Genomic DNA, 17268 nt, shown 5'->3' with positions numbered 1-17268 from the left:
AGCGATTGCTGCCGGCCACCCTTGCCAAGTCCGGGGGTTTCCAGTTAATTCCGCGCGCATTCCCCTGTTTCTTGCACGCGGCCGCCGCGTGCCGTGGAGTGCGCGAGACATGTCCCTTCCCGAAAAAGCCTTCCCGGTCTCCTGGGACCAGTTCCATCGCGACGCGCGCGCACTTGCCTGGCGGCTTGCCGGCACCAGCAAAGGTCAGTGGAAGGCTATCGTGTGCATCACGCGTGGTGGCCTGGTCCCGGCGGCGATCATTTCGCGCGAACTCGGCATCCGCGTGATCGAGACGGTCTGTGTCGCCTCCTATCACGACTACACCAGCCAAGGGCAGTTGCAGGTGCTGAAGGAGATCACGCCGGCCTTGCTGGCCGACGATGGCGCCGGCGTGCTGATCGTCGACGACCTAACCGACACCGGCAAGACCGCCGGCATCGTGCGGGCAATGATGCCGAAGGCCCATTTCGCGACAGTCTACGCCAAGCCGAAAGGCCGGCCGCTGGTCGATACGTTCGTCACCGAGGTCAGCCAGGATACCTGGATCTATTTCCCTTGGGACATGGGTTTCACCTATCAGAAGCCGATCGCCGACGATCACGCCGGCTGATTCGCGGCAAGCTGCTTTTTTCCAATCAAGCCAGCGCCGACGGCAATATTTGCTTGCGCGAAGGCATCCGCCGCCAAGATATCCTGTGAAATCGACCCTTGTTGGCGGAAATCAGCCAGCGTGACCGAAGTTTTTACTTTTATTGGTCACAATTAGCCGTAAGATTCATGAGACGGCAAACGATTCTGGAGGCTGGGGCTAGCTTCTCCGATGTTGACACGGCCAACGACGCACAACCACCTTGCTGAAAGGGTCAGGCGACTCTTTGGCACGGCGCCGTGCCGTCTGCAGGTTGCCGCCCTGCCCTGGCGCGATGTCGGGAACGGCGTCGAGGTCATGTTGATCACCAGCCGTGATACTGGCCGCTGGGTGCTTCCAAAAGGCTGGCCGGAAGCCAGGGAGCCGCTCTGCGAAGCGGCCGCCCGCGAGGCCGCCGAGGAAGCCGGTTTGCGCGGAAACATCTCTCATCTCGAAGCCGGCCGCTATTTCTATGCCAAGGTGCTGGCTTCGGGCGAAGAAGTGCCTTGCGAGGTTCTGGTGTTCCCACTGCACGTCGACAAGATCGCGGACCGCTGGAAGGAAAAGCACTCCCGCACCCGCAAATGGGTCAGCTCCAGCGAAGCGGTGCGCATGGTCAATGAACCCGACCTTTGCCAGATCATCGCCTATTTCTGTGCCGACCCACGCAGGTTCTCCTGATCGACGCCTTTCGCGGCAGACGCACAACCTTGTGCCGCAAGGGTTTGCTAATTTTTGGTGGTTAGGATCGATCGTTCCTGGCGTTTGATCGATGGCGAATCCCGCAGACCCACTTCAGCACGACCCCGGCGAGCCGCAGCGCGAGCATCGCCCGCGCGTGCTCAAAGGTGGAACAGTCATCACGGGGATCCAGAATTCCGAAGTCGCCTGTACGGTGCGCAACCAGCATGCAGGCGGCGCCGAACTGAAATTACCGGCCGAAGCCAGGGTTCCCGATCATTTCCTTCTCTACATACCGCTCGACGGCGTCGCCTATCGCTGCGAGGTCCGCTGGCGCCGCAGCGACCGGATCGGCGTACAGTTCAACGGGACCGAACCCAAGCCGAAGCTACACTACGGCTGAGGCCCGGCCCACCGGCTTGGCTGGCTTTTTGCGGCATCCAGCAAATGTTTCGCAGCGCCCGTGCCGCTGGCCAACGATCGCACCGGCTTGCCGCCGGGCCGACGGCCGACGGCGGGTCGATTCTATCCCCGTTATCCACATGTGTGACACACAAGATGTTGGGGTCACAAAAGCTACGCAAACGAATCCTTGACGGCTCGAAACGAGTCGCCTTTTATAGGCCATGCGCTCCTGTTGAGAGCGCGACCGGAAAGTTCTGAGCCCGGTCTTTTTCCCGGATTATGTGCGTTTTGCCCGCATTTCCGCCTGTTTACGAGGCCGGCGGAAGCGTTGGGATCGTGGGTTGGGTGGGCGACGAAAGGGAGAATTGTCGGACTGGAATAAATTGTCTGTTAATACTATATTTAGTGTTTGCAGCTAAGTTCGACGCTAGATAGTGTGAATTTCCCTCGAGTGAGGGAATCGAAAAATTCAGTTTTGAGGGGCCCGCGGGCCGGTTGGCAGCCTCGGCAGATGCCTGGCAAGGCGTATTGTCGTGTGCGTGGCCGAGCCTGCGAAGAGGAGATGCCGGCATTGTTCGCAATGCCGGCAAACGGCGGACTGCGCGTTTCGTCTTTTGGGGCAGAAATCCCCTGATGAAAGCGCTATATGTAGACAAAAGGGACCGGACCAATGCGCATCGAGCGTCGTTTCACCAAGCCAGGACATGCAGGCCAAGAAGGGGCCGCTTATGCGGAGATCGAATTCCGCAAGGCGCTTTCCGAGATCAAGAATCCGGATGGCTCGGTGGTGTTCCGCCTGGACAACATCGATGTGCCTGCGCAGTTTTCCCAGGTCGCCGCCGACATCCTGGCTCAGAAATATTTCCGCAAGGCCGGCGTTCCCGCGCGCCTGAAGAAGGTCGAGGAGAACGACGTCCCCTCTTTCCTGTGGCGTTCCGTCGCCGACGAAGCCGAACTCGCCAAGCTTCCCGAGGCCGAGCGCTACGGCTCCGAGATCGACGCCCGCCAGGTCTTCGACCGGCTGGCCGGCACCTGGACCTATTGGGGCTGGAAGGGCGGCTACTTCAAGGCTTCGGAGGAAGACGCGCGCGCCTTCCGTGACGAGCTTGCCTATATGCTGGCGACCCAGCGCGTCGCGCCGAACTCGCCGCAATGGTTCAACACCGGCCTGCACTGGGCCTATGGCATCGACGGTCCTAGCCAGGGTCACTTCTATGTCGACCCGTTCACCGGCAAGCTGACCAAGTCGAAATCCTCCTACGAGCATCCGCAGCCGCATGCCTGCTTCATCCAGGGCGTGCAGGACGACCTCGTCAACGAGGGCGGCATCATGGATCTGTGGGTGCGCGAGGCGCGCCTGTTCAAATATGGCTCCGGCACCGGCTCGAACTTCTCGCTGCTGCGCGGCGAAGGCGAAAAGCTGTCCGGCGGCGGCCGCTCGTCCGGCCTGATGAGCTTCCTCAAGATCGGCGACCGCGCCGCCGGCGCCATCAAGTCGGGCGGCACGACGCGCCGTGCGGCGAAAATGGTCATCGTCGACGCCGACCACCCCGATATCGAGGAATTCATCGACTGGAAGGTCAATGAAGAGCAGAAGGTCGCCTCGCTGGTGACCGGCTCCAAGATCGTCAAGAAGCATCTCGAAGCGATCATGAAGGCCTGCGTGAACTGCGAAGGCCATGACGACGACTGCTTCGATCCGGCCATCAACACGGCGCTGAAGCGCGAAATCAAGTTGGCCAAGAAATCGGCTGTGCCGGAAAACTACATCTACCGCGTCATCCAGTTCGCCAAGCAGGGCTACACCTCGATGGCGTTCAAGACCTACGACACCGACTGGGATTCTGACGCTTATCTCACCGTTTCGGGCCAGAACTCCAACAATTCGGTGTCGCTGAAGGACAATTTCCTGCGCGCCGTTGAAGAGGACGCAGACTGGCATCTGACCGCCCGTAAGGACGGCAAGGTCTTGAAGACACTGAAGGCGCGGGACCTCTGGGAAAAGATCGGCTACGCCGCCTGGGCGTCGGCTGATCCCGGCCTGCACTTCAACACCACGATGAACGATTGGCACACCTGCGCTTCGGCCGGTGCGATCCGGGCCTCCAACCCGTGCTCGGAATACATGTTCCTCGACGACACGGCCTGCAATCTCGCCTCGATCAACCTGCTGCCCTACCGCAACACCGACGGCACCATCGATATCGCAGCCTACGAGCACACCGTGCGGCTGTGGACCATGGTGCTGGAAATTTCGGTCATGATGGCGCAGTTCCCGTCGAAGGAGATCGCCAAGCTCTCCTACGACTACCGCACGCTGGGCCTCGGCTACGCCAATATTGGCGGCCTGCTGATGACGTCGGGCATTCCCTACGATTCCGACGAGGGCCGCGCCATCTGTGCCGCGCTGACCGCCATCATGACCGGCGTCGCCTACTCCACCTCGGCCGAGATGGCCTCCGAACTCGGCGCCTTTCCCGACTATGACCGCAACGCCCAGAACATGCTGCGCGTCATGCGCAATCATCGCCGCGCCGCCTATGGCGACAAGGACGGCTACGAGAAGCTGGCCGTCAATCCTGTGCCTCTCGTCGCATCGGACCTGAAGCAGCAGGATCTGGCCATCCATGCCAAGGCCGCCTGGGACCGCGCCATCGAACTCGGCGAGGAGCATGGCTACCGCAACGCACAGGCAACCGTGATCGCGCCGACCGGCACGATCGGCCTGGTCATGGATTGCGACACCACCGGTATCGAGCCCGATTTCGCCCTGGTGAAGTTCAAGAAGCTCGCCGGCGGCGGCTATTTCAAGATCATCAACCGCGCCGTGCCGGAAGCGCTTCGCACGCTGGGCTATTCCGAGAGCCAGATCGCCGAGATCGAGGCCTATGCCGTCGGCCACGGCAATCTCAACCAGGCGCCGGCCGTCAACCCCGGCTCGCTCAAGGCCAAGGGCTTCACCGACGACAAGATCGCGGCGCTCAACGCGGCGCTGAAGTCGGCCTTCGACATCAAGTTCGTCTTCAACCAGTGGACGCTCGGCGCCGACTGGGTGAAGGAGACCTTCGGTTTCACCGACGAGCAGCTCAACGACTTCTCGTTCGAAATGCTGCCGGCACTGGGTTTCTCCAGGAAGGACATCGAGGCCGCCAACATCCATGTCTGCGGTGCGATGACGCTGGAAGGCGCGCCCTTCCTCAAGGCCGAACACCTCCCCGTGTTCGACTGCGCCAGCCCCTGCGGCAAGATCGGCAAGCGCTCGCTGTCTATCAACAGCCATATCCAGATGATGGCGGCGGCGCAGCCCTTCATTTCCGGCGCCATTTCCAAGACCATCAACATGCCGAATGACGCGACGGTGGAGGACGCCAAGAGCGCCTACATGCTGTCGTGGAAGCTGGCGCTGAAGGCAAACGCGCTCTACCGCGACGGCTCGAAGCTGTCGCAGCCGCTCAATGCCTCGCTGCTCGCCGATGGCGAGGAGGATGAGGATGATGCGGTCGAGCAGCTGATCCAGGCACCGGCGGCGGCGCGCGCGGCGCAGATCACCGAGCGCATCGTCGAACGCATCATCGAACGCGTGTCGCGTGAGCAGGAAAAGTTGCCCGGCCGCCGCAAGGGTTATACACAGAAGGCCAAAATCGGCGGCAACACCATCTTCCTGCGCACCGGCGAATATGACGATGGGCGTCTCGGCGAGATCTTCATCGACATGAACAAGGAGGGTGCCACCCTGCGTGGCCTTCTCAACAACTTCGCCATCGCGATCTCGCTTGGCCTGCAGTATGGCGTGCCGCTCGACGAATATGTGCACGCCTTCACCTTCACCAAGTTCGAGCCGGCCGGCATGGTCATCGGCAACGATGCCATCAAGAGCGCGACGTCGATCCTCGACTACGTGTTCCGTGAGCTGGCCATTTCGTATCTCGGCCGCAACGATCTCGCCCATGTCGACCAGTCGGATTTCTCCAATACCGCACTCGGCCGTGGCATCAGCGAAGGCAAGACCGACGCCGTTTCCAAGGGCCTGACCCGCGGTTCGCCGGTGAAGCTGGTGTCGAGGGCAAGCGGCAGTGAGCCGAAGGGCTTTGCCGGCTCCGGCACCCCTGCCCGCTCGGCGCCGACAGCCTTCTCCGGCTCCAACGTGCTGGCCTTGAAGCCCGCAACCGACGAGGCGGTCGCCTACAAGCGCGACTATGAGGAGCGGGCTAGGGAATTGGCCGAAGACATCGCCTTTGAGGAAGCGGCCTCCGATGCCTCCACCGATACCACCGCGGCGCTGTTCACCGATACGGCGGCCCATGAAGCGGCCGAAGCGAAGAAACTCGCCGCCGACCGCCGCGCCAAGTCGCTGCTGCAGGGCTACACCGGCAATTCCTGCTCCGAATGCCAGAACTTTACGATGGTGCGGAACGGGACCTGCGAGAAGTGCGATACTTGCGGCGCCACGAGCGGGTGCAGCTGAGGGGTTTGTTCGAGCCCAAAGGTCGTAAATGCAACGACGCCGACAACTCTGGATTTCGGCGTCGTTGAAAGCGGCATACGGGACAACTTGAAAGCCCCAATCGGGAAATCGATCCCGTTTGCGACGTTTGCTATTGGCCCGCCTTTTCGATCTGCCTTGTTTTTCGGCGTATACGGCCCAGAGTGTCCAGAACTCTCAACCGCTTCAACGGGACGCCGCCATACTCTGTAAGTGAACGGCGGCCCTTGCTGTCTACAACGGTCAGCATCGCACGGCGCCATTCTCCTCTGGCATCAAACGCGGCTAGGAAGCTCTGAAAATCAGTCGCTTCGGCGCCGTTTTTCTTGCAGAAGTCGGGGAAGGCTTGCCCGAATGTGATCGCGGCGCTTTCCAACCGTTGCGAAGCGCGACCTCTAACAACACGTCCACGCAGGAAGTCGATCTCGATTACTCCACCTGGGCTGATCGCAGCCTCTTCGAACACCTCGGTTTGGCAGAAGCCGACAACAAAACCCAGCCCACTTGCCATTGAGTCAGCGAAGTTGTGAGCGATTGCGCAAAGGCGGTCATGCTTCATGTTTGGAGAATAGCAAGCTCATCGTCTGCTTTCAATTTCATCTTGGGCCGTTCGGCGTTTATGAACTCACTGCCTAGAGGCAGATCATCACTAATCTTCCGCGAATATAGCCTGCCAGTTGCAGCCACGATCTGTGTGGCTAGGATCTGGCTTGACCGCGGCTCCTCACCCTACGGCAACACCCGCAGCGTCTGCTCATCAAACAACGGCTCATCCTGGCCCACGCGGACGAATAGCACCTTCCGCCCCTCACCCGCCGGTACCTCGAAATACTGGATACCGTTAGGCATTTCGCCCCAGTCGCCGCAGAGCGGGTCGGGGACCTCGTCAGGGTCGGCCCGCGCCTTCAGCTCTTTCGCATAAGCGGCGTCGGGGCTGAATGCGTAGCGTTTGACGCCGGCGGGCACGGTGCCCTCCGTGTAAGGCGCGAGCTCGCAGCGGGCGTTGACGGCCTTGTCGGTCTTTTCCAGGAACAGGCGCCGCATGGCAGCCTCCGCGGTTTCGCCAGGCTGGATGTCGAGCACCTCGACAAGCGGATCTGGCGCACCGCCATCGCTGTATTTGATGGCGAGCGCATTGCCGACAAACTCGAAATGGATCTGGCGAAAGCCGAAATCGCAGCGCTGCGCCCATGCGACCAGACCGATCGTCCTGTCTGTCAGTTTTTCCCAGACGCATTTGTCGATCGGCGGCCGCGATGGTGCCGGCTCCTCCGCGCGCGCCCCGGCAGATACCGTCACGAACGCGAACAGGGCGCAGGTCCAGACGATCGATCTCATGGCGCTATTCATCGCTGCATCCCGTCAAAGTGAAGGCATCCCATGCCCAGCCATCCGGATTGGCATTGGCGAAATCGGCCCATTCGGTGAAAGCCGCGCCGAAATCCGGCAACAGCAACCCTTTCGGCGCCGGTGTCGCTTCGTGCGAATTCAGTTGCTCGGCGCCGCCTCCGGTCAGGGCATAGACCTGCCCGTCCCATATCCGGCAAAGCCCGCTATCGTCTTGCAGACCCGCTTCGCGGTCGTCGTCGGTGCAGGGGTGGCGGATGGTACCGAGCGGAAACGAATTCTTGCCATTGGTCCAGGTGATATCGGCCGGCAGGCTTATGCCGGTATGAGGCACGGCCAGCGAGAACACCTGCGTCGTCAGTGCCGCCGGTTCGTTGCCCAGCGGCCGAAATTGCATGACCGCGCCCGAGCGTGGCTCCTGATAGGTGGCGTGGCTCAGGAGGCATTCCTTGGCGCTCGCCGCTTGCATGAGCCCGAGCGAACCCAGGACAACGAAGGCCAGTTTGCGAATGATCATCGATATCTCGGGCAATGTGTTTGTGAAGCAAGGCCGGCTGCGTGCCGGGCCGCACAGTCGCATCATCCGTACAAAACCATAAGCGAAATCCGGAGCCGCTGCGTTTATCGTGCCTCGATCGAAAACTTGCGCCACACAAACCCGCAATCTGTATGATCGAACGCAGCGGCCCAGGAGACAAAAGATGCAGCGTTTGGCACTGATCATAGCGATCTCCGCAACTGCGATTGTGCCGGCCGTAGCGGCAGCGCCCTATGTCGGGACGTGGTCCAGCGATAGGTTGAACTGCCATGCGACCGCCGACGTCCAGCGCCAGACTGTCTTCACTGTGGATCAGTCGGCCCTGTCGTTTCCCAACCTCGGCTGCGAGCACGCGATCTTTCGCAAAACCGCCATCGGCTGGGTGGTTCGTGCCAGCCAGTGCTACGGCGCGGACCCATCGCTCGACGAGCCATTTTCTCGCACCATCCATATCAAAATCGACGGCGCGACGGTGCGGTTGAGCTGGCGCGGATTCGACAGCGGACCTCTCGTGCGCTGCTCAAGGCGGTGACACTCAGACCAACCCGACTAGCAAGGCCGCGCCGCCGAGAAAGCCTGCCGAGCAGACCCACAGCAGCCATAGCCCACGCACCCGGCATTCGAGCACCGCCGAGGCGGGGTTGGCGGGGTCATAGCGAACGTCGACCTTGCTGCCCTCGACATAGCGCCGCGCCTGACCGCCGACGAGGCCGGGCAGCGAGGCCGTCACGCTGGCGCCGAAAGCGACGCGATCGGCGCTGTAGCGCTGTCCGGCGACACCATAGCTGTAGACGATGCGGGATTTGAACACCGTGCGCCAAGGCCGGTACCCACCGCCCTCAAACCGGTCGCGGGTCTTGATTGCCTGCAGGCCGGACGCATCGATACGGCCGGCAGCGGTCGGCCATGTTGCCGCTTGTCCGGCCATCGATCTTTGGGCAAAGCCCATGCGCAGCACAAAAAGCCCCATGAACAGCAGGAATGCCGCCGCACCGAGGTTCCGCGGCTTGGGCAGATGCGGCCCGATAGCCTCCAGCACGCCACCGACCGAAAACACCAACACCAGCGCACCAACCACGAGCCCCGCCGAAAGCTGGACCATGAACTTGAAGGCGCCGTCCGGCATGGTGCGCTCGATCACGGCCTTGCCCGGGCTGGACGGGTCATAGAACACGGTTACCGCCGCGCCACGCGGAAACCGCGCAAGGGTTTCCGCGACTTCGAAATTTCCGAGGTTCTCCTGCACGCTGTAGTGCGAACTTTGAAATGTCTTGCCGCCCACCTTGTACTCATAGGTGATGGCCGGAAAGTTGCGGATTTCGGTCGAGGTGCTGCTCTCCGAGCCGGTACCCGAGCTTGTCACCTCGCGCGCCTCGACGCGCGACGAGACGATCTTTCCAGGCGTCGGCAACCAGCGGCTGGCCGCCTTGACCTCAAGCCATTTCAGGAAGGTGACGATCGACAGCATGCCAGCGACCGCGCAGGCAAAGCCGACCAACAGAAACTTGAGCTCCAACTCGTCCCCCCGACGACTAGAGTACAGCAGCACGCATATAGACAGCATGGCGAGGGCAATGTCTTGTCTATTCGCAAGATCAGGAAATGACCGCCGGCAAGGTTCAATGCTGTCGCGTGGCCATGGGAGCGGCGACCAGCCGCTATTCGGCATCCTCTATTGCCATGACACGAACATAGCCCTCCAGCTGAAGGGCGCGATCCCGGATGATGTTGGTGGCGTCGGCAGCCTGCATGGGCACGTACATCGTGCCTTGCCTTGTTTCATAGAGAGCGCCCCGTGTCTTCGCCTCGCTGTCGCGGAAGGCCAGCCAGGCGCGTTGTGACAGACGAAGATTTTGCGCTGCGTGGCGCGGTAATTTGCGCAGGAGTGTTGCATAAGCGGCATTCATGCGGCGATCATAGTCGCTTGATGCCGTGGCCTCGCAGTCGGTTTGGCCTGCTGTAGAGCCATTGGCTGGATCATCTAGGCACCGGTCGAGCGTATCGGCGGCGGCGTCTTTCAGACCCGCGGCCATCGGGCTCGCGGGCAACAGCAAAGTCATCAGGCAGACCAGTGCCCCACCGAGCCGAAGCCTCACACCGATGTTCTCCATCTTGCCTCCGAGGACGTATCCGAAGCACGGTGGGAACCGCGCCAGGAACTGGTGGCCAACGCGGCGGGCCATCCGCACGATGACGTGATAAAAGGGATGGTCGATCCGATCGGACGGAGATCCAGGAGACAACAGCCGGGACGATGCGCATGAGCGAACAAACCGAAGATGACACCGATATACTGAACCAGCTCGCCTATGTCAGGGCCGATCCGACCCAGCACGACACGTTGACCCTTCTCGCCATGATCGATGCCGCGATCGCCGAGATCATGGGCTTGAGGGCGCGGCTGCGGTTGAGCGAGGAAAAGAACGGCGGGAGCAACCAGTTCCAATAGGTGGACAGGACGAGCGCCGACGCGAAAGCATCGGTTCTAATCCGCGTCGGCCATCATGGCCCGACCTCCGCCGCCGGCCCAGGCGCGCCATTGCCGCTCATCGCCATGGAAGACGTTGAGATCGATGCGGCCGGTTACGCCATGCGACAGGCCGGAGCCGGAATACTGCCAGAACAGCCATTTGCGATCGGGATAGACCTTTGACGGATGCCGGGCCACGGCGCGCAGCCAGAACGGGTAATCCGGGAATGCGCCCTGAAGGTTGTCGCGATAGAAATCGGGCGCCGTGTAGATGATCGGCCGCTGGCCGTAATGGCGCTCCAGCTTGTCCATGAACACCTGCATCTTCTCCAGGACCTTTTCGCGCGACGGGCGCCGCTGGCAGCTGGAGTCGCCGTTCCACTCGACGTCGATCACCGGCGGCAGCGCGCCGTCGACCTTCGGCACGTTGCGGATGAACCAGTCGGCCTGCTCGCCGGCGGTGCGGCACCAGTAGAAGAAATGATAGGCACCGCGCTTCAGGCCCGCCGCGTCGGCATCACGCCAGTTCTTCATAAACAGGGGGTCGAGGTGGTCGCCGCCGTCGGTCGCCTTGATGTAGGCGAAGTTGGCGCCCTGGGCGCGCAGCTTCTCCCAGTTGACGTTGCCTTGCCAGCGCGACACGTCCACCCCGTGCACGGCAAGGTGACGGGGCGACGAGCGGCCGAAATTGATCGGCTTGGCATCGCGGAAGCCATAACGCGTGACCGGGCCGGCCAGCATGGACGGTGCCGCCCGCGACAACAGCTTCGGCGGCGACACCAGGGCTGCCTCCTCGATCGGCGGCTCGACGCTGTCGGGCAGTTCGGGTGCGGGAAACGCCACCGTCTCTTCCTCGGCAAGGCCATAAGGCCGAGCGGTGGTATCCTCTGCCGCAGCCTCAATCCGCTTGCGCGCCGCGTTTGCCCTGGCCACCGGAACGGACGCGATCGGCGCGCTTGGACGCACCACCGAACTGGTGACTTCATTGGACGGCTTCTGCATGTCGAGCGCATCCATGCCCGATGTCGACGAACAGCCGGCAAGGCAGAGCGATGCGATCACGAAACTCACGACGCCTGGTAACCGCATCTGGACCTGTACTCGAACACAACAGACCGAAGGCGACGGCCGACGGACAACCAGACGAGTTATGAACGAGAAATTACCAATAAAGTTTGAATCAAGTTTTTTACCATAGCTGTGGCCGCGTTCTGACAGTCGTCGGCAGCGGCCCGGCCAAGCCTTGACAGGGCCATGATGTGGCTGTTGAGAACGGGGTGCGGCGCGGCGGCCCTGCCCGCGCCAAGGGCCGCAAGCTGCCGGTCGAGAATTATTACGGCTGGCTCGTCGACGGCAAGCTCGACGAACTCAGGATCTTGCTCGACAGGGCAGCTGAGGAACACTTTCAACACGGAGCTTGCGTGCAGTCGTTCATCGACCAGAGCGTATGTTTCATCGAGAACCATCAGGCCTGGGCGGGTCTCGTGGTCGGATTGCTGGCCTTCGGCGAGTCGCTGGTGCTGGTCGGCATCCTGTTGCCTGGCACCACGGTGCTGATCATCGTCGGCGGGCTGGTGGGCGCCGGTATCGTCCAGCCCCTGCCCGTTCTCCTCGCCGCGATGCTCGGCGCGGCGCTTGGCGACACCATTTCCTATTTTCTCGGCAAATGGCTGGGGCGTGGCGTCGTCCACAAATGGCCGCTCAACCGCTATCGCCGCGAGATCGCCAGGGCGCGCCTGTTCTTCCATCGCTACGGTGTCGCCGCCGTTTTCGTCGGCCGCTTCTTCGGTCCGGTGCGTGCCACCGTGCCGCTGGTCGCCGGCATGATGGGCATGAACAGGCGGCGCTTCCAGGTCGCCAACATCCTGTCGGCGATCATCTGGGCGCCGGTCGTGCTGTCGCCTGGATGGCTGGTGGCGAAAGGAGCCGACAATCTGCCCGAACTCGACTCGACCAGCCTGTTCGGCCTGGCGGTGATCGCGGCCATGGTGGTAGCGATCATCGTCGCCGTGCTGGTCGTCAGACTGCGCGGCAGGCATGATGCACGGATTTAGCGCGTCTCGCGATTGAGGGCGCCGTGCATCAGCCGCGCTTCCTGAAGACGCCGATCATCGGCCCCAGATTCCAGTAGTCGTCGTTGCGGCCGATGGCCGGAGCGAGCAGGCTCGATATCGTGCCGTCGAGAAAGAGCGCGTTGTCGCAGCCGAGCGCGTCGCGAAACAGGCGAGCGAAGGCATGGAACGTCACCGTGCCGTTCGAGATGGCAAAGACGGCAACACCGTCCTTTCGCACTCCGACGCCGTCGCGGCTCTTGCGCGAGGTGCCGTCGGCCTGGAATTTCGGGTGAAGCTGGCCGTCGATCACCAGCATTGGCCCTGATTGTGTCGCATAGTCGGTGGCTGGCCGCTGCCTGACGAAGTCCTTGGTCGCCCGCACCACGGCCTTGCCGCGGCTGATATAGAAAATGCCATTCGGCTGCAGCGAAAAATTGCCGCTTCCCGATCCCGTTTTCACACCGGCCATTTCCTGGCCGCGTTCGACGTAAAGGCCGACCGGCCTGAGATCGGGGTGGTACATGCCGGCATTGATGGCAAACAGCATGGTCCGGCCCGCCATGCGCTGGGCGTTGTCGAGATTGTGCAGCGACTGAAAAGGCTTGCCTGCCGGGTCTTTCCAGAACAGTTCGATCGAATAGAGCTTCGGATCGACCTCGCAGACGAGGAAGCTCGTAGCCTCGAAGGAGACGTCGCGGCACGGCGGCACCGAAGCGAACCACTGGCCGAATGCCGCTGTCGTGGCGACCGCGTACGGCAACGCGGCCTTGAACAAGCTCAGCAGCAAGGGCGCCGAATACAGGACGGTCAAAAAATCCATGCGCGTTCCGGATTGCCATTCCAACGAACTGTCGTGGATAGCACCGCTTGCCGGCACGATGAAGGATTTGCTGAAAGAAGTATGGATTATAACCCGGACTTCGGGCAGCGATTATTTGACCGCGCTGACCAGCTTCTCCTCGCCGGCAAGAATGGAGACCCAGCGCCCGGTATTGTCGCTCGCCTGTCTTTTGAGATAGCGATACGGGGTCTGGTTCCAGAGGCGAACCTTGTCGACGAGATTGTCGAGGATGAAGTCGCCCTTGTCGGTGCGCACCGTCAGCACGGCATGGCCTTCGCCGTCCGGCTTGCGAACCACCGTCATCAGGAGATTGGCTATGGCGATGCCCAGGCTGTTGAGCTCACGCCGCTTTTCCAGCGCGTAATCCTCGCAATCGCCGAAGCCATTGTCCGGATAGGCCCACCATTCCTCCTTGCCGTAATTGTCCATGTCGCTCATCGGCTTGACGCGCGCGTTGACCGAGAGGTTTACGGCGCTGATCTCCCGCAACAGCTTGCCAGTCATCTGTTCCGGCTCGCTGTCGGATGAACGGATCGAGCACTCGGCGGCATGAATCTTGCAAAAATCATAGTGGCCGATCGGCTGGGACGTCGAGCCGCCGATAGCCATGGAAACGGGAGCCGTGTAGGCGGAATTCGCCGCCGAACAGAAAGCAATCAGGGCAATCGCAAGCCCCAGCCCCTTCGCCTTCCGGCGCCAACCCATCGAGGATGCCATCCGGCCCCGCCCATCTGTTTTGTTAACAGAACGTTAAGGGCGGTTGTATCCCGAAGTCAACCAAACCGGCCGATCACATCTTGGAGGGACGCCGCATGCCCCTTCGAGGGTTGCAGCAGCGCAACACCGAGGTTCGGGCTAGGGAGCTAGACGAGCCATCCCATCGCCACACCCAGCAACAGGACGACGCCAAGCAGGCCACGGTAGATGACAAAGGGCCAGGCGGAGAAGCGTTCCAGCACACGCATCAGGCCCCAAATGGCGAAGAAGGCCGAAATCGAGGCGACGAGCAGCCCCAGGCCAAGAACCGACCATCCATGGGCATCGAGATGCACCTTGTGCAGTTCCCACAATTCCTTGAGGCCGGCGAGCGCGATGGCCGGCAGCCCGAGCAGGAACGAGAAGCGTGCCGCCTCGGCCCGCTTGAAGCCGAGCCCCAGTGCCGCCGTCAGCGTCGAACCGGAGCGAGAGACGCCCGGGATCAGCGCGCCGACCTGGGCGACACCGACAAGAAGCGCGTCGGCGAGCGACGCTTCGCCGATGGTGCGCTTGTGGCGGGCGAAAATCTCGGCCAGGGCCAGCAGGATAGCCATGCCTATGCAGGCCCAGCCAATCACGCTCAAGCTGCGCAACGGCGAATTGCAGGTGTTGAGAACACCCGAAAGTACCACGCCGGCGATCACAATCGGGATTGTCGCCAGCACGATCCAGGAAGCCAGTTGGAAATGCCGATCGGCGAAATCGCGCCGTGTGAGAGCGTCGATCGAACCGAACAGGAGATCCCTGACATCGCCCCAGAAATAGCTGACCACGGCGGCAAGGGCGGCAAGCTGCATGGCGGCGGAGAAGGCGGAACCCGGATCCTGCCAGCCAAGCACCGCCGGCACGATGCGCATATGGGCGGTCGAGGAAATCGGCAGCAGTTCGGTTATGCCTTGCACCAGGCCGAGGAATGCGACCTTGGCAAATCCAAGGCCGACAAAGCCCGTGTCGACGCCTTGCGTGCAGATATCAGCCATGTCGGGTTCCATCCGGGAGAGATCGGAGTTGCAAAGGCACCATCGGAGGAGATCGGTGCCCGGCAAGGCATACCGTCATGCGGCGGATAATCAATTTACGGATTTGTAAGCTGGCACCGCCGCGTCGGACGCGCACGGTTCAAACCGGCCCGAAGGGCCGGCGATGCCCCCATGGCTGGAGGTTGGCAAGACGATTATGGGCAGAGCCAAAGTTTCTGGCAGGTCCTGGCAATAACATGGGCGGGCGGCACGACAGGCTCCTCCGTGGAGGGCCGGCGAGCCCGCTCGAGCAGCATGCGCACCTGTTCCGGGCGCACACGGTCACGTTCCATCACGAGCAGGACCATAGGATCGCTCAAAAGCTCGTCCAGGGTGCTGATGCTGTCGTTCATCCGTCGTCTCCTCGAATGCCGGGCCCGCGACGCTTAGATAGGGAGACAAAGATGGCCCGCCAATGACGCTTTGCCGGCTATCACGTGTCTCTTTGGATTAATTTTTGGTCATCCTGGGGCACGTCCTTTCCCTTCACGGGGAAGAAGGAAGCTAGGCCGGCGGAGCGCCTTCAAATTGCGGCAGGCCGTCATCCAGCATCACCCAGGGCTGTTTCGAGACGGTCCAGATGTGCATCTGGGGCCTGAACAGCGACGGGTCGTCAAGCGAACCGGTCGTCACGCCGATGATGCCGGCGGAATCGCGCCGCGAAAACAGGGTCGTGCCGCAGGCCGGACAAAACCCGCGCTTGAGGTCCGGCGAGGTGTTGACCGTGGCCAACGGGCCCTCGACCGTCACATCGTCGATGCGGAAAAGAACACGCGCATTGAACGCCGCGCCGATCGCCTTCTGGCAAAGCCGGCAATGGCAGATGCGCTCGTTGATGGAGGCGGCATCGGTGCGATAGCGCACGGCCCTGCACAGGCATCCGCCCTCGTATTTTGCCATCGCCTGGATCCATTGGTGGAGTGAACAGGCGGCAAAAGTAACGGCGAGGTCGATTGGGTCAATTGAAAAGCTTTGATACAAGGTCATCGATTATCGTGATGCAGCAGGATTGTCATGACACCCGACATCGAAACGATCGGCATCGCGGCCCTGTTCGGGTCGCCCTCGCCCGCGCGCGACCGTGCCGACGCCGGGATCATGGCCGCGGCGGCCGGCATCGGCTTCCTGGCGGTCCGGGATTTTCCCGGCGATGACTGGCTGACGCCCGACAAGCGCGCGCAATTGCTGCGCATCTTCGCGCTTCCTGACGCCGAGAAACAGGAATTGCTGCGCTGGAATTTCGATCACACCAAGAAAAATTTCTACCGCGGCTGGTTTCCGCTGCAGCCGCAAGCCGTTTCCTACAAGGAAGGCATCGACATGGGGCCAGACCTTGCCGATGCGGCGCGAGGCACGGCTTCCGACGATCCTTTGTGCGAGCCGACACCGTTGCCGGACGAGAATGCCCTGCCCGGCTGGCGCGCTGCCGCAGCCGACTACTATCGCGTGATGGGAATGGTCGGCACCATGCTGATGCGGTCGATCGCCCGCGGGCTTGGCCTGCCCGAGATGACCTTCGATGCCTATTTCGACGGTGGCATCTCGACGCTGCGCCTGATCCGCTATCCGCTGCGCGACGCCAGTGCGGGCGTCGATACCAGTGGGCCCGAGTTTTCGGTGACCCACAAAGGCGAGACGCGCACCATCATAGGCCGCGAACATGCCGATTCAGGCTTCGTCACCTTGCTGGCGCAGGACGGCGTCGAGGGCTTGCAGGCGAAGAACCTCGCCGGCGAATGGATCGACGTGCCTCCAGCCGATGGCACGCTGGCGGTCAATTTCGGCCAATTGCTTGAACGCTGGACCGGCGGCCGCGTGCGGGCGACACGGCACCGGGTCATTGCGCCAAAAACGGTGCGGTTCTCGATCCCGTTCTTCTACGAGCCACGCGTCGACGCGGAAATCTCGCCTTTACCGTTGGACGGCGCCGAACCCTTCGCGCCGTTTCTTTACGGCGACTATCTCTGGGAGTCGGCGACGAACTTCGTCGAAATGAGCGGCATCAAGCATCTGAGGCAGCCGCGCCGGGCCAAGGCTTCCTGAACA

Annotated in this window: 19 protein-coding genes; 8 read left to right on the top strand and 11 right to left on the bottom strand. The window is 62.0% G+C overall.

Translation table 11 applies throughout. From position 1 onward, the window contains the following. Nucleotides 1-109: 109 nt before the first annotated feature. The 4 genes from gpt (at nt 110) to LB516_RS16825 (ending at nt 6179) form a co-directional block, all read left to right on the top strand. Nucleotides 110-610 (top strand): xanthine phosphoribosyltransferase, encoded by a 501-nt coding sequence (gpt, locus tag LB516_RS16840; protein WP_015318084.1) that lies wholly within the window; start codon nt 110-112, stop codon nt 608-610. 210 nt (nt 611-820) lie between these two features. Continuing rightward, the gene (locus LB516_RS16835; protein WP_015318085.1) at nt 821-1309 is read left to right on the top strand and encodes an NUDIX hydrolase; all 489 of its coding nucleotides are present in this window, start codon (nt 821-823) and stop codon (nt 1307-1309) included. A 91-nt stretch (nt 1310-1400) separates the two neighbouring features. Continuing rightward, a complete protein-coding gene (locus LB516_RS16830; RefSeq protein WP_015318086.1) occupies nt 1401-1712 on the top strand; it encodes a PilZ domain-containing protein in 312 nt (103 codons plus the stop codon). Between the two features lie 672 nt (nt 1713-2384). Beyond that, complete coding sequence (locus LB516_RS16825) at nt 2385-6179, top strand: vitamin B12-dependent ribonucleotide reductase (protein WP_224720025.1); 3795 nt, start codon at nt 2385-2387, stop codon at nt 6177-6179. A 130-nt stretch (nt 6180-6309) separates the two neighbouring features. On the opposite strand, the gene LB516_RS16820 is transcribed toward LB516_RS16825, so the two are convergent. The 3 genes from LB516_RS16820 to LB516_RS16810 all read right to left on the bottom strand — a co-directional run bounded on the left by LB516_RS16820 (nt 6310) and on the right by LB516_RS16810 (nt 8061). Then, entirely contained in the window at nt 6310-6756 is a 447-nt protein-coding gene (locus tag LB516_RS16820) for a hypothetical protein (protein WP_224531112.1), read from the bottom strand. A 170-nt stretch (nt 6757-6926) separates the two neighbouring features. Further along, nucleotides 6927-7535: a hypothetical protein gene (locus LB516_RS16815; protein WP_224720024.1), complete on the bottom strand. Its 609-nt coding sequence runs from the start codon at nt 7533-7535 to the stop codon at nt 6927-6929. A gap of 4 nt (nt 7536-7539) precedes the next feature. Then, nucleotides 7540-8061, bottom strand: a complete 522-nt coding sequence (locus tag LB516_RS16810; protein WP_224594585.1) for a hypothetical protein — start codon at nt 8059-8061, stop codon at nt 7540-7542. A 184-nt stretch (nt 8062-8245) separates the two neighbouring features. Between LB516_RS16810 and LB516_RS16805 the strand changes: the two genes are divergently transcribed. Further along, on the top strand, nt 8246-8614 hold the full coding sequence (locus LB516_RS16805; protein ID WP_140717398.1) for a hypothetical protein: 369 nt from the start codon (nt 8246-8248) through the stop codon (nt 8612-8614). 3 nt (nt 8615-8617) lie between these two features. On the opposite strand, the gene LB516_RS16800 is transcribed toward LB516_RS16805, so the two are convergent. Both LB516_RS16800 and LB516_RS16795 read right to left on the bottom strand, forming a co-directional pair. Next, nucleotides 8618-9598, bottom strand: a complete 981-nt coding sequence (locus LB516_RS16800; RefSeq protein ID WP_224582947.1) for a DUF3592 domain-containing protein — start codon at nt 9596-9598, stop codon at nt 8618-8620. 142 nt (nt 9599-9740) lie between these two features. After that, nucleotides 9741-10193 carry a lysozyme inhibitor LprI family protein gene (locus tag LB516_RS16795; protein ID WP_224720023.1) on the bottom strand — a complete coding sequence of 151 codons (453 nt, stop codon included), beginning with the start codon at nt 10191-10193 and terminating at the stop codon, nt 9741-9743. Between the two features lie 149 nt (nt 10194-10342). On the opposite strand from LB516_RS16795, the gene LB516_RS16790 reads away from it, so the two are divergent. Beyond that, nucleotides 10343-10531, top strand: coding sequence for a hypothetical protein (locus tag LB516_RS16790; RefSeq protein ID WP_140662059.1), 189 nt, complete (start codon nt 10343-10345; stop codon nt 10529-10531). A gap of 36 nt (nt 10532-10567) precedes the next feature. Here LB516_RS16790 and LB516_RS16785 read toward each other — a convergent pair whose 3' ends face one another. Continuing rightward, complete coding sequence (locus tag LB516_RS16785) at nt 10568-11641, bottom strand: GH25 family lysozyme (protein ID WP_140720606.1); 1074 nt, start codon at nt 11639-11641, stop codon at nt 10568-10570. 332 nt (nt 11642-11973) lie between these two features. Between LB516_RS16785 and LB516_RS16780 the strand changes: the two genes are divergently transcribed. Continuing rightward, complete coding sequence (locus tag LB516_RS16780; protein WP_318011820.1) at nt 11974-12606, top strand: DedA family protein; 633 nt, start codon at nt 11974-11976, stop codon at nt 12604-12606. Between the two features lie 28 nt (nt 12607-12634). Here LB516_RS16780 and LB516_RS16775 read toward each other — a convergent pair whose 3' ends face one another. The 5 genes from LB516_RS16775 to LB516_RS16755 all read right to left on the bottom strand — a co-directional run bounded on the left by LB516_RS16775 (nt 12635) and on the right by LB516_RS16755 (nt 16122). Continuing rightward, on the bottom strand, nt 12635-13426 hold the full coding sequence (locus LB516_RS16775) for a phosphodiester glycosidase family protein (protein ID WP_140616962.1): 792 nt from the start codon (nt 13424-13426) through the stop codon (nt 12635-12637). 111 nt (nt 13427-13537) lie between these two features. Further along, a complete protein-coding gene (locus LB516_RS16770; RefSeq protein ID WP_015318098.1) occupies nt 13538-14164 on the bottom strand; it encodes a transglutaminase-like cysteine peptidase in 627 nt (208 codons plus the stop codon). Nucleotides 14165-14310: 146 nt separating this feature from the next. Continuing rightward, on the bottom strand, nt 14311-15183 hold the full coding sequence (locus tag LB516_RS16765; RefSeq protein WP_015318099.1) for an undecaprenyl-diphosphate phosphatase: 873 nt from the start codon (nt 15181-15183) through the stop codon (nt 14311-14313). A 194-nt stretch (nt 15184-15377) separates the two neighbouring features. Next, entirely contained in the window at nt 15378-15575 is a 198-nt protein-coding gene (locus LB516_RS16760; RefSeq protein WP_140616965.1) for a hypothetical protein, read from the bottom strand. 151 nt (nt 15576-15726) lie between these two features. Beyond that, on the bottom strand, nt 15727-16122 hold the full coding sequence (locus LB516_RS16755; protein ID WP_015318101.1) for a GFA family protein: 396 nt from the start codon (nt 16120-16122) through the stop codon (nt 15727-15729). 114 nt (nt 16123-16236) lie between these two features. On the opposite strand from LB516_RS16755, the gene LB516_RS16750 reads away from it, so the two are divergent. Beyond that, entirely contained in the window at nt 16237-17265 is a 1029-nt protein-coding gene (locus LB516_RS16750; RefSeq protein WP_140717405.1) for an isopenicillin N synthase family dioxygenase, read from the top strand. Nucleotides 17266-17268 lie beyond the last annotated feature (3 nt).

Source organism: Mesorhizobium sp. CO1-1-7 (genome assembly GCF_020164885.1).
Taxonomy (GTDB): domain Bacteria; phylum Pseudomonadota; class Alphaproteobacteria; order Rhizobiales; family Rhizobiaceae; genus Mesorhizobium; species Mesorhizobium australicum.
The sequence above is the reverse complement of the archived record's forward strand: the minus strand, read 5'-3'. Positions and strand labels throughout refer to the sequence as shown.